Genomic DNA, 13,487 nt, shown 5'->3' on the forward strand with positions numbered 1-13,487 from the left:
GGAGGAAATGGCAGCAAGTATTGATAATTACGAGCCAACATATCAACAGGCGATGACCGCCTATGTTCAAAGGAATTATGAGGTTGCCGCCACTTTAGTTGACCAAGTGGTGCAAAATTTACCAAATGACCCCAATTCCCATTTATTAAGGGGTCACATTTACTATGTTTTGCAGCAGTATGATGTAGCAAAAGAAGAATATCAACAGGTATTACGTTTGACTAATAATCAAGAAATTATTGGTTTTGCCAATAATGGAATTGAGAATATCAATCAATACCTCCAGTCATTTAGTGGAGAGATTGATCCATCAGGAAGTGAAGAGCAAATAAATTCCTCAAACATATCTGATGCACTGGCATATAACGAACAAAAATTAGAAGATTTGGGCGCTAGTGAGGAGTTTGACAGCAAGAGCCTTGATTTGAACTTTTTTGGTGAGCATGAAGAAAGTGTGAATGGCGTTGAGGAGCTATCTTCAAATAGTCCATTTGACATTCCCACAGAAGATAGTATTGAAAAGAGAAAAATATCAGATTCATCTACAGCTTTTGGTGATGATCCTTTTGCCTTGGATGAAGAATCGGAGGAACAAGAGTCAAATAGCAACTGGGAGGAGAAAACAGAATTAGAGTTGCCTGCTTTCTGGCAGGAAGATATGTCTGAAGAATCATTAGTAAATAGTCAGTTTTCAGATAATAGGATAAATTCTGATCACGGAAGTTCAGGTATTGACAATAATAACTCTTCATTTTCTAATTCACAAACTGGTCATAGCGAGAAGAATTTGCCTGATTTATTGAGTGATCCAAAATCTCCAGAGCTTCGGATTGGAAATTTAGAATATAAAAAATCTGATTTTGAAGATGAAACTTTACTAATTGTTGAGGAAGAACTTAGAAACAGTTCGTCAACAAAGAACTTGGAATACAAAAATCAAGATAATTTGCCTGAAACCGAAGCAGATGATTGGGTGAAATCAAAAAACTTGGGAAATAATAAAGATTTATTGCCAAATTTATCTGATAATTCTTCATCTGTTAGCCGCAATCTACCTCTCGAAGAAAAGCAGTTTAAATCAGGTGAAATCAGCGGTAAAAATAGCTTTGATGACGATGAACATTTTGATATGGAAGCATTTGAGTCTGCCTTTGGCTCAGAGGGTTTAACCTCTTATGAAGACTCAAACAATATAGGAGAAAATTCTAAGAGTAATATCGAGTTTTTAGATGACTTTGAGGAATTTGACGATTTAGGCAACATTCCAGGGTTTGACCTGATCGAAAGAGATTCTAACATCGGTGATGCAGCAATGCATTCTGCTCCAGCAGAAACTAGTGGTAGTGGACGCCCTCAAAGCGCGGAGGCTTTTTTAAGTGATGTAGCTAGCGATCGCGAAGAGGAACTATTCTCGATGACTGGTTCGCATGAAGCAGTTCCAGTCTTTAGCCAAACAGATGTCTCGAAACTAGAACCCACCGTTAGCGTCGAGCAAGGCTGGTTAGCACCATTAGAAAATGCCTCCATAGAAAGGAAACAATGGTTAATTGCTGGAAGTGTGGGCATTGTCTCAGCACTGGTTGTAGCCACAGTTAGCTTTGTCGCCACCACATTTTCTCCACCCCAACAACGAGAATCAGTACGAAACACAGGTTGGGCAATGTCACTAGCCGCTGGGATTGCAGGTTTTGCTACCGCAGGCTTCATGGGAAATCTTGCACTCAAACAAATTCGCCGCACAACCAATGATCTGCAAGCTCAGTTTGAGGCTGTACGCCAAGGAAACTTGAATGCTCAAGCCACAGTGTTTTCTGAAGATGAATTGGGGCACTTAGCCACTGGCTTTAATGAAATGGCGCGGGTAGTTTTCACGACTACAAGTGAAGCCCAGCGGAAAGCCGATGAACAAGAGGAAGCTAAAGAAAACCTGCAACGTCAGGTGATTCGCCTGTTGGATGATGTAGAAGGAGCTGCTAGAGGAGATTTAACAGTCCAAGCTGAAGTGACAGCCGACGTACTGGGGGCTGTAGCTGACGCCTTTAACCTGACAATTCAAAACCTGCGGGATATCGTTCAACAAGTAAAAGTGGCAGCGAAGGATGTGACAAAAGGTGCAACCAACTCTGAAACCTTTGCTAGAGCCTTATCTGGTGATGCTTTGCGCCAAGCAGAAGAGTTGGCAGTGACGCTGAATTCTGTACAGGTAATGACCGATTCGATTCAGCGGGTAGCAGAGGCGGCGCGGGAAGCCGAAACCGTCGCCCGTGATGCTAGTACGATCGCTCTTAAAGGTGGGGAAGCAGTAGAAAATACTGTGGCGGGGATTTTGGAAATTCGAGAAACCGTTGCCGAAACCACTCGCAAAGTGAAACGGTTGGCGGAATCTTCCCAAGAAATTTCTAAAATTGTGGCGTTGATTTCCCAGATTGCTTCGAGAACAAACTTGTTAGCACTCAATGCTAGTATTGAGGCGGCAAGAGCGGGAGAAGCTGGACGCGGGTTTGCGATCGTCGCAGACGAAGTGCGCCAACTAGCAGATAAATCTGCCAAATCCCTCAAGGAAATTGAACAAATTGTGATGCAAATCCAAAGCGAAACAGGCTCGGTGATGACCGCGATGGAAGAAGGCACACAACAAGTAATTAAAGGGACAAAATTGGCAGAAGAAGCCAAGCGATCGCTCGAAAACATTATTCAAGTGGCGAATCGCATCGATATTCTTGTGCGCTCAATTACTAGCGACACTGTGGAACAAACTGAAACCTCCCGCGCCGTCGCTCATGTAATGCAATCAGTAGAACTCACCGCGCAAGAAACTTCCCAGGAAGCCCAGCGAGTTTCCGGTGCCCTACAACACTTAGTAGGTGTATCCCGTGACTTGATTGCCTCCGTTGAACGTTTCCGAGTAGAAACTATGGAAACCAGGTAACAAAGTTAGGAGTTAGGAGTGAGGAGTTAGAAATAAAAATCAAAACTCACAACAAAGTTATGAGTTAAGAATGAGAAGTTAAAAATAAAAATTACAACTCATAATTCATAACTCATAATTCATAACTCATAACTCATAACTCATAACTCACAACTCATAACTCACAACTCATAACTTTTGCTATGCTGCCGGAACAACAACAGCGGATTTTGGGTTACTTTATCGAAGAAGCCAGGGATCACCTGAATACTATTGAGCAGGGGTTGCTGAATTTAGAGGGGACTTTGAACGACCCGGAAATAATTAGCGAAGTCTTCCGGGCGGCTCACTCCATCAAAGGAGGAGCAGCGATGCTTGGATTGACTAGCATCCAGCATACCTCCCATCGTCTAGAAGATTGTTTCAAACTCCTCATAGAGCATCCGGTTCAGGTTGACCAAAAGTTAGAGTCTTTATTTCTCGGTGTATCTGATACCTTAAAAGCGCTGTTAGAGCATTTGAGCGGGCCATTTGGTCTTTCTGAAGATGCAGCTAATACTTTGATGTTAGAAACTGAGCCAGTCTTTCAATGGCTGAATCAGCATTTGGAATTACTTGTAGAACAAGGGAACAGTGGAGTAGCCACCAGTCCTTCGGCAACAGAATTACACACAACCTCTGTAGAGAACGTCTCCACACTTACTGAACTTTTTCTGCGGCAAGATATTCCCAGTTTGGCAGAAGACACCGATCAGGAATCTTCAGAAATATCCTTCTCTGTAGCACCCCAGGAGATGCCAGACGTTCACAGAGTCGTTAACGCTGCGCTATCGCCAGTTATCGCCAAAGAAAATAATAATTGGGGCAAGTTCCAAGCCCAGGTATTGCAAACACTGCGGGAAATGTTGCAACTGTTTAAGCAAACAACAACACCCTCAACTCGACAAAACCTTCAGCAATGTTGTTACCAGTTAGTCAAACTTGGTGAGACTTGGAATTTGTCCAAGTGGTGTGGTTTGTGTCAAGCAGCAGCCAGTGCGATCGGCAATCCCGAAAACACTTATCTGACTCTAGCTAAAATTGTCATTACTGAAATCAAGCAAGCTCTAGAATTAGTCCTGCAAGGTAAGCAAGCCGAAATTGCAATTAGTCAGCAACTAGAAGCACTTTTGAGCTTTGCAGAAATTGAGTTGTTAGAAATTACCCCCAATTTGTTTGATGAACAGCCTACGGCTTTGACAGAACCATCAACTGCGCCAAAGCTAATTTTATCCGTCAACACTCCAAAAACTGCGAAAACTGAGCAGTTAATCATAACTAACCTATCTGAGCCAATTGAGGAATTTAATCTAGACGAGGATAGTAGCGAACGCCCTGATCTTCAGTTACAAGGGATACCATTAAACGCTGCAACTCACAATAGTTTTTCTTTCACCATACATGACGAAGCACATCCAATCAGTAGCAATCTTGACCCCAATGGTCCAGAGGTTGGAATAGCTGAGTTAAATACCCTTGCCGATCTATTTGAAGGCGAAACTCCCGAACTCGATGAAACCTGGCATCAAGAAGAAACCTTAGATATTGTCCCCACCGATGACTTTGGAATTGATTTCAGCAGCACTGACGCTGAGGCTGCTGATGGCGACTTATCCGATTTACTCTCCTTTGATGAAGACACAAGCAACGAGCAGCACCCAGTAATCACAGCCACGACAGAAGACTTATCTTTGTTATTTGGTGACAACTTCATAGAAAAAGAGAATTCAGAACCGCAAAATCAACAAACATCCGCTACGACTGTAGAGTTGAGCGATATTAACGTAATTAATCTAAATTTAGACTCTTACCCTGACAAAAATTTACAAGAATTTACTGAGATTACTAGTGATCCGAAGCAGCCACCTGGAGAGATTGTCCAAAATAGTGTCAACAAAAACGATGTGGTTGAAGATTTATTGACACTGGCACTAGATGATGATATTGAACTATTGCCTACAGGCGAAGTGACTCAACCAGAAACTGAGGCGTTTGCCAGTGTAGAACTATCTACCAGCCAACAAAACAGTTTTGATAACTTATTCTTAGAAACTAAAAAGGCAAATTGGGTAGAAGAAATTATCCCTAGTGACTACGTAGAATTACCTCAGCAAACAGGCTTGTCTTCGGACAACCTGTTTACTGAAATGGAAGAACATCCATTATTGTCTACAAGTGAACCAGAAGTTGGTGATTTATTTGATATATCTCCAGCAGTAGTACCTAAGTTTTCTCAATCAGAAAATGATCTAAGCAACTTCTGGAATCAGGAAACAATAGAGGAACAGGATGAATTTGATTCCTTAATTGAGCAGAATGTGGAAAGCGGATTAGAGGAGAGTTTGTTTGCTGACGAGGCTGATGACATTTTTGCCGACAGTCAGCAGCCCATACCTTCTCCTATAGCCAGTTTTGACATAGAAGAAGATTTTGATATCAATTTCCAGCACCAAGAGCAGCTAGATTTGGTATTCTCATCAGATTCTGGAGATGATTTATTTGATGAGTTAGCACCGAGTAACTCAACTATTTCCCCGACAATCAGCGATCGCATCCAACCATCCCCGCCAGAAACGCCATTGTTCGCCCAGCATCCAGGGGAAGAAATTCTCAGGCGATCGCAACAACCAGAAGCCTTAGATTTTGTTCCAGAATTTACTAATCAGCCCCCAGAGATATCTGCCGTTGATCTGGAACTTAATTCATTCAGCTCTTTCGATGAAAATCCCCAACTGCTGTCTGAGGGTGGAGCTACAAATGACTCTACCTATATTCAGATAGAAACCACAGATAATACTGTGGATAAACAACAAACTACAGAAACTTCTTTAAATATCAATTTTGGTGAAACTTCAGATTCAGCCCCAGTACAGCCAAATGATTTGTTCGACTCTTTCGATGAAAATCTGCAACTGCTGTTTGAAGATGTAGCTATAGATGACTCCACCTATATTCAGATGGAAACCACAGATAATACTGTGGATCAACTATCGCCTACAGAAACTTTTTTAGATATCAATTTTGGTGAAACTTCAGATTCACCCCCAGGACAACCAGGTGATTTGTTCGGCTCTTTCGATGAAAATCCGCAACTGCTGTTTGAGGATGGAGCTATAGATGACTCCACCTATATTCAGATGGAAACCACAGATAATACTGTGGATGAACCATTGGTTACAGAAACTTCTTTAGATATAAGTTTTGGGGAAACTTCAGATTTAGTCCAGACAAGCCCAGAAGTTTTAGGTACTGAGCCGAACAATAATTTACAAACGACCTTTGAGTTCACAGACAACACAGATTTTGAGGGTACTGAGCCTAGTTTTGCAAATGATTTATTGTTTACAGAAACTGCTATATCAGAAGCAACAAACCAGGAACAATTAGAAGAAAACACGGCAATAATTGACTCACAAGTTGTTAATGACTTCACAGAAACGTTTATTCAGGAAAATGTAGAAACTGATTTATGGGATCAAGGAGAGACATTTGAAACTGCACCAGTGTTAGAGGAAGAAAATGCTATTGTTACCTCAACTGAAGAATTAGTAACGACAGAAACCATTGAAGTAGTTGCTCTAGAAGATGAATTTGCATACTTGGAAGCATTACTACAAGAGGAAGTAGCACTTAACCCCAAAGCTACCTCAATACCAGAAGTAGATTTTGCAGCCCTAGAAGAATTGCTAGGTACAGATAACGACAGTGATGCCTACGACGGGCTACCCCAACGCCAGCCCTTCGATACTCAGCCAGTCTTGGCTAATAATCCCATTCCATCGCCAGCCATAAAAGATGAATTTGGTGATTTGGAGAAGTTGCTGGCAGAAGCAGATCAAACAATATCCCATTCACCATTACTAAAATCTAACACCAGCAAAACTCCCCGCCCCTCTACTCGTCGGGCTACGAGATTTGAAGAAACGATGAAGGTTCCAGTTAAGCAACTGGACGATATGAGTAATTTAGTTGGGGAGTTGGTGGTAAATCGCAATACCTTAGAGCAGGATCATGAACGGCTGCGGCAGTCATTAGATAACTTGCTGATTCAGGTACAACAACTCTCGGATGTGGGCGCAAGGATGCAAGAGTTGTACGAGCGATCGCTCCTGGAAGCTTCTCTGTTAGCTGGACGCAAAAAGAAAGACTCCGGCTTTCAAGCGCCAGATTCCAATGCCGATAGGGGTTTTAGCGAGTTAGAAATGGATCGTTTTACTCCTTTCCATACACTCTCACAGCAGATGATTGAGCGGATTGTGCGAGTGCGTGAGTCGGCAAGTGACATTGATTTTGTCACCGAAGAAACTGAGCGAGTCGCAAGGCAGTTCCGCCAAGTAACCACCCAGCTACAAGAGGGATTAACAAGAGCGCGAATGGTGCATTTTGCCCAAACTATCGATCGCTGGCGGCGAGGAGTGCGCGACAACGCCATTAAGTGTGGCAAACAAGTTGAGTTGGTGATCGAAGGTGGCGATACCTTAATTGACAAGATGATTTTGGATCATCTGACCGATCCGTTAACTCATATGCTGAATAATGCGATCGCTCACGGTATTGAAACGCCAGAAGAACGACAAGCTGCTGGTAAACCACCGGTGGGAATCATTACTATCCGTGCCTTTCACCAAGGCAACCAAACGATCATTTCTGTAGGCGATGATGGCGCAGGTATAGATTCAGCAAGGGTTAAAGCTAAGGCGGTAAAGATTGGCATGATTACGGAAGCGCAGGCAAAAGCCATGTCTCGCCTGGAAGTCTACGATCTGCTGTTCCAGTCTGGTTTTACGATCAAAGACCAAGCAGATGAAATTTCTGGTCGTGGTGTGGGTATGGATGTAGTGCGTTCCGAAATTAGCGAAATTCGGGGGACAGTGAACACCGATTCTGCGATCGGTAAGGGAACCACTTTCACCATTCGTCTACCACTGACTCTGAGTATTTGTAAAGCTCTCTGCTGTGTCTCTGATCGAGCTAGAATCGCTTTCCCGATGGACGGTGTAGAAGATACGTTGGATATACCAGTCAAAAATATCCAGCACGATGGCAATGGGCAATCGTTTATTTCCTGGCGTGATACGGTACTGCCATTCCGACCTCTGAAGGAACTTTTAACCTTCAATCGCCAAATCAGTCGTGGCAATGTCTATGGCGGTACCAGAGATGATGATATGGTTTCTGTGGTGGTAGTGCGATCGGCAAATACCTTAATTGCTCTACAGATTGACCTGGTGTTGAGCGAACAAGAAATTGTAATTAAGCAATTTGAAGGACCAGCACCTAAACCCATTGGTGTAGCTGGAGCTACAGTCCTGGGTGATGGCCGCATTATGCCTATTGCTGACGTGCTGGAAATAATTGACATTTTCCAAGGACGGATTTCTACACAAATTGGTGGCAATTCTTGGCAACAGAAAACTACTCCCCCAGACACCTCTCCTGCAAAAATTGATCCAACAGTGCTGATAGTCGATGACTCAATTACAGTCCGAGAATTGCTATCCTTGACATTTAACAAAGCAGGTTATCGCGTAGAACAGGCGCGTGACGGCCAGGAAGCTTGGGATAAACTCCGCTCCGGTCTGCCTTGTGATATTGTATTTTGCGACATCGAAATGCCCCGCTGTGATGGTCTGGAGTTACTCTCTCGCATCCAGAAAGACTCTAACCTCAACCACCTACCGATCGCTATGCTCACCTCACGGGGTGCAGACAAGCACAGACAAATTGCAGCTCAACTCGGTGCTAGTGGCTACTTTACCAAGCCCTATCTCGAAGAAGCTCTCCTTGAAGCTGCGGCGCGGATGTTGAAAGGGGAAAAACTTGTTAGCACTACAAGTAATGTTTCGTGACACTAATATAAAACGTTGAGTGAACAGCATTGTTGGCAAAATACAAGAAAAATAGCTTGTCTGTTGACTTGGTTTTTGCTTGTTTGAGTAATGCGATCGCTGTTTGTGTTCAGTAATCGGTAGTGAGAAAATTCTTAGGATAACGATTAACTGAAATAGGTTTATTGTCTTCGTAGAGAATATAGAGTGTTTGGGGATGTTTCAATCTATCTTAGGACTTACGCACACTCTACGAATTCTTGGCGTTCTTGGCACGGCAGTTGCTTCAAGTCGGCAGAGCCGCCCAACGCACTGCCTCGTCTTGGCGGTTCGATAAATTAAGCGAAGTTAGCAATTTTTGCGTAAGTCCTGTATCTAAGAAGCCAAAGAAATGTTCAACCCCGTTGTAACGGCCAGGAATTGAATGAAGCCCTGGCAGTGCGATGGCGTAACCGCCCGTTGTAGGCGATCGCAAGTCTGAATTAAATGCCACTTACCTGTCACTAGGGTAGAATAGCCATTGCTAGGTAAAATTTCTGTGCTTTGGTTGGTACAACTTTTTGAGCCAAAATAGCTGAAAATATTGCCTAAATGGCAACATTGCTCTGCTGAGTTTAGGTATTGTCAGTGTTGAGTTGATCCATTGTGGATTTTACACTTAGACTTATCTATTAATTAGATGAGGTAAACTCTGTATAAAGGACTATACTTAATCTAGTTTTAGTACTGGATCTAAAATTTGCACTCTCATCTGCTCAACTTTATACACGGGAGGAACGAATTTGGTATACTAATCATTTATCAATATAAAGTCTACGTTAAAAAAGGAACAGAGCAAATAATCTAAAAAAGACACTATAACAATGTAAAACTACGTTTTAGCCTCTAATAACAGTAAATTTGGCTGTCCGTCGCTTCTAAAAACGAAATATGTAGCATTTCCGTACTTGACTAGTGCGAGATTTAAGTTACTCTAAAAGCGGATCGCTTCTTGTAAGAATCTACGCTGGCAGAAATGTATAAAGATATAGTTAAATTCAGCAATTCTGTCCGATATTTTGAATTTGCAAACTGAATAGTTTGATACGGCGCTCAAAATCCCGATCCACTACCCTAAACAAGGTAGTCAATTAACGACTCAATATCATTTGTCTGGTAATTGTAATGAATAGTCTACAATACCAGTGGATGAGAAAATCTAAAGAAAATATAAAAGAGACTCAAATTACTGTGGTGTCTGGAGGACAAAAGTGTTTCTGAGACTAGCACATCAACATCGACAATTCGTCCAAGACTTGGTAATGAACCTGCAAGCTTTGGCGACTGTACTAGAGCGGCGTGGGTATCTTGCGTCCTGCTATACCTGTGGCGACCAAATGAATAGTGCATCGTTTATGGTTGGCTTGGGTGATAATCATCTAATTCGGTTTTTAGTGTCTGATTACGGGATTACTTGGACGGAAATGCGGGATGACCGCGAATTAATGAAGTTAGAAGGTGCGGAGGCAATTAGCCAATTAGATGAACTGGCTAATCTTGTCAAGCAATCTATGCAAACTGATACAGGCTCTAAAACTCTTGCCAAGAAGTATTAAGGTTCCAAAGGTCGATCGCTTTCTTAGAAATTAATTATCGCTAATTGGTAATGGTGGCTTAGTTGGCGATCGCTCTTACCTATTCTCCATTATCATTAAGTGATTGGCTCGTGGCTGGCCCATCGCATATTTTTTTGTATCTGCCAAAACCTTACGAGCCGGATTTTGAGCCTTTAGCTGGAAGGTGTTAAAAGACACCAAAGTTAGAGGTTGGGTAGTTGGGCGCTCCCCTTTGCCCAAAATATCATCAAAACCTGATCGCAGTTTTTGTTAGGGCTATGTAAAAGGATTCAGTAATGGAATATCGCAGCTATCGAAATCGCAGGTGTTGCGTGTTACTAAGGTCAGCTGGTGAATCTAGGCAGTAGCAACTATCATTATATTTGCTTGACTGTGTGTTTTCCCTAATTATGAATTTTTATTTCTATTGCCCATTACCAATCAAAATAAAAGGTGCCCAATAGTACGGGTGACTAAAGTCATTAACTGCTGCTGCGGGTAGATTATGACTCATTGCCTTCCAGTCTCCGGTAATTAATGAGACTTGAGCTTGTCCTAAAGCTTCAGTTTTAGTCAACTTCTCAGTAGATATTATACCATAAAAAGCACTCATAAGTGCTTGTGTACCACCATCATCCACTGACCACAGCGAGGCGATCGCGGCTCTGGCGCCGGTCTGTTGCATCTGATATCCAAAGCCCAAAATTTCCTCACCGTTACCCAACTTGCCTCCCAAGCCGGTTTCACACGCGCTCAACACTACCAAATCTACATGGGGGAGTGACCAAGTGGCGACATTTCTAAAATTAACGCGATCGCCATTCCCGAATAAAATAAACGAATCTTCTGGTTTTCCCACCACAAAGGCTGCATGAGTCGCTAAATGGACAATTGTATAATCATCCATTTGGGGTACAGCAACTTTGGGGCTAAAGGCATCGTCTAAAAGTGTCGTAGTTTCAGGAACTGTAGCGGCTAAACTTTCCGCTTCCCGCGTTGCAAAGGGCAAACCAGCAAAAGCAACCTGTCGATTCCCAATTTTAATTTGATAATTACCTTTAGTAAAAGCACCGACTAAAACCCGCAAAGTAGATTGTTGTGGAGTATTTAAGTTAGTCAGGCTGGCAGATGTAATGTGATTAACATTGAAACGCTGCACTAGCCATTGTTTGCCATCATATAAAGCAGTTAAAGGAATATAGCGTAACTGCTCATCTGGAGCGTAAATCAGAGTTTGTGTACCTGATAGCTTCAGGTCTTTTTCTATCGGTTTAATTAGCCAGTCATACAATTGGCGTGCAGGTGCTTTGATATTTCGACTGGGATTGATTAAAGCTTGGCGGAAAGCAGCAATTGTCTGATGGAGGGTTTCGCGTTTTACACCAACGGTGCGATGAATTGGTGGAGAATCAGGAGTTACTAATACCAATTCCAAGCTATCTTTTAAAATCAGTGGGTAGAGGAGTGCCGATTTTTGAGGCAATCGCGCCAAATTATCTCGAAGTTCGTTGAGACTCTGCAAATCCAAATTTTGCCGCCTAGCTGTGCGGCTAATTTGCTCTACCTGTGCTTTCACTGAAGGACTATTGATAAATTCGTTAAATTTATCCAAAAGTTGCTGTTGATTTGAGACTAATTGCTCAATCCGTTGTTTCTGTTCGAGCGATCGCTCTTTGGGGGAAATTTTCCGCAGTGTTGTCAGTTCTTTACCTAGCACAACAGCATTATCTAAGGTTTGCTCTAACTTTTGTTTAATTGGTTTTTCTGTTGCCGCTATATTAATACCTTTGACAGTACGTTGATTACCTGGCACACTCTGGAGATATTCCTCTAGTTCTTCAACTTTGAGTAAATCTATTGTTCTTTGTGCTTCAGGAACACGTTCTTGTTTGAGTAATCGTTCACCCAAAATGCGATATGTCTGGCTAACAGTTATGCTATAAGCATCTGGTTGTAGCGCACTCAGTGCTGATGGATTCAAGCGAGCTTTCTCACGATTAATCAAGCAATGTTTGTAGAAAAAAATTGCTAACTCTGGTTTATTTTGGATATCGAATAAGTAACCTATGTTACTGTATGTTTTGCCAAGTCGAACGAGACCCCCAAGTTCCTTGTTAATTAATAGGGCTTGCTGATAAGATTGAAGTGCTTCAGGATACTTTCTTTGACTTTGGTAAATTCTACCGAGATTGTTGAGTGTTACGGCTTCCCAAGAGCGTTCTCCAAGTTCTCTGCTGATGGCTAATGCTTTTTGTAATCTCTGCAACGCTTCTTTGGATTGCTCTTGCCGAGATTCTTTGATAGCCTCTTCGTTGAGCCTTTCAATTTCTGAGAACTGATTATTCTTGGGTAAAGCTTGAGCTTTTTCTCCGAAATCATACCTCAACTTTGCATTTGTACTTACCTGTTTATTTTCTGGGTAAGCCATCCCAAAACCTAGTAAACTAAGTAGAGTCAAAGTAACAACACTAACGTACTGAAAATTAGGCTGCATAACAAAACACTCCCTATACTCGGAAGTGTAAATATTAAATCAAGAAGTCCGGCAACGCAATTAATTTTTATGCTATTTCAGATATGGACAATTTATAGATACTTAGAAATTTGAAAATGTCAGAAGAAAAACCCACTCAACCGAAACTACCACCAACCAGCGCCCTTGACAATCCATTAAGTCATGAATTTGGGAATTGGTTTGAATATCCTGTCAGAGTGCAACCCCACCACACTGACTATGCCGGTCTTGTCTGGCACGGTTCCTATATAGCTTGGATGGAAGAAGCGCGGATTGAATGCTTGCGATCTATAGGGATTGAATTTGTTGATTTAGTCGCTATAGGCTGCGATTTACTAGTTGTAGAACTATCGGTGCGCTATCATCGTTCGATTCAATTGGGTATGGCAGTGGTGGTAAAAACACGCATGGCTGAGGTAACTGGTGTCCGAATCAATTGGGATTATGCTATTGTCTCAACTGATGGACAACAATTGTACGTCACAGCCAAAGTGACTTTAGTAGCTTTAGATCGCGAAAGAGGCAAGATTATGCGTCAGTTACCGCCGAGTTTTAAGGATGCCTTGGCTAAGGTTTCAGCATTAAATAATAATTGACCAAGA

Annotated in this window: 6 protein-coding genes; 4 read left to right on the forward strand and 2 right to left on the reverse strand. The window is 42.3% G+C overall.

Going from position 1 to position 13,487, the window contains the following annotated elements; translation table 11 throughout:
- The first annotated feature begins 7 nt into the window (after positions 1–7).
- Positions 8–2,929 (forward strand): methyl-accepting chemotaxis protein, encoded by a 2,922-nt coding sequence (locus V7K35_RS05865; RefSeq protein WP_335077161.1) that lies wholly within the window; start codon positions 8–10, stop codon positions 2,927–2,929.
- Between the two features lie 182 nt (positions 2,930–3,111).
- Positions 3,112–8,796, forward strand: coding sequence for a hybrid sensor histidine kinase/response regulator (locus V7K35_RS05870; protein ID WP_335077163.1), 5,685 nt, complete (start codon positions 3,112–3,114; stop codon positions 8,794–8,796).
- A gap of 265 nt (positions 8,797–9,061) precedes the next feature.
- Here the strand turns inward: V7K35_RS05870 and V7K35_RS05875 are convergent, their stop codons facing one another.
- Entirely contained in the window at positions 9,062–9,268 is a 207-nt protein-coding gene (locus V7K35_RS05875; RefSeq protein WP_335077165.1) for a hypothetical protein, read from the reverse strand.
- Between the two features lie 757 nt (positions 9,269–10,025).
- On the opposite strand from V7K35_RS05875, the gene V7K35_RS05880 reads away from it, so the two are divergent.
- The gene (locus tag V7K35_RS05880) at positions 10,026–10,370 is read left to right on the forward strand and encodes a DUF1815 family protein (RefSeq protein ID WP_273766912.1); all 345 of its coding nucleotides are present in this window, start codon (positions 10,026–10,028) and stop codon (positions 10,368–10,370) included.
- A 424-nt stretch (positions 10,371–10,794) separates the two neighbouring features.
- Here V7K35_RS05880 and V7K35_RS05885 read toward each other — a convergent pair whose 3' ends face one another.
- Positions 10,795–12,864, reverse strand: a complete 2,070-nt coding sequence (locus V7K35_RS05885; RefSeq protein WP_335077167.1) for a CHAT domain-containing protein — start codon at positions 12,862–12,864, stop codon at positions 10,795–10,797.
- Positions 12,865–12,980: 116 nt separating this feature from the next.
- Between V7K35_RS05885 and V7K35_RS05890 the strand changes: the two genes are divergently transcribed.
- Entirely contained in the window at positions 12,981–13,481 is a 501-nt protein-coding gene (locus V7K35_RS05890) for an acyl-CoA thioesterase (protein WP_335077169.1), read from the forward strand.
- The last annotated feature ends 6 nt before the right edge of the window (positions 13,482–13,487 follow it).

The organism is Nostoc sp. (genome assembly GCF_036917275.1).
In the GTDB taxonomy this organism is placed as follows: Bacteria; Cyanobacteriota; Cyanobacteriia; order Cyanobacteriales; family Nostocaceae; genus Nostoc.

Excerpts from the sequence above, each read along its gene's own strand:
- V7K35_RS05890 (WP_335077169.1), top strand. The coding sequence starts at position 12,981 with ATGTCAGAAGAAAAACCCACTCAACCGAAACTACCACCAACCAGCGCC.
- V7K35_RS05885 (WP_335077167.1), bottom strand. The coding sequence starts at position 12,864 with ATGCAGCCTAATTTTCAGTACGTTAGTGTTGTTACTTTGACTCTACTT.
- V7K35_RS05865 (WP_335077161.1), top strand. The coding sequence starts at position 8 with ATGGCAGCAAGTATTGATAATTACGAGCCAACATATCAACAGGCGATG.
- V7K35_RS05870 (WP_335077163.1), top strand. The coding sequence starts at position 3,112 with ATGCTGCCGGAACAACAACAGCGGATTTTGGGTTACTTTATCGAAGAA.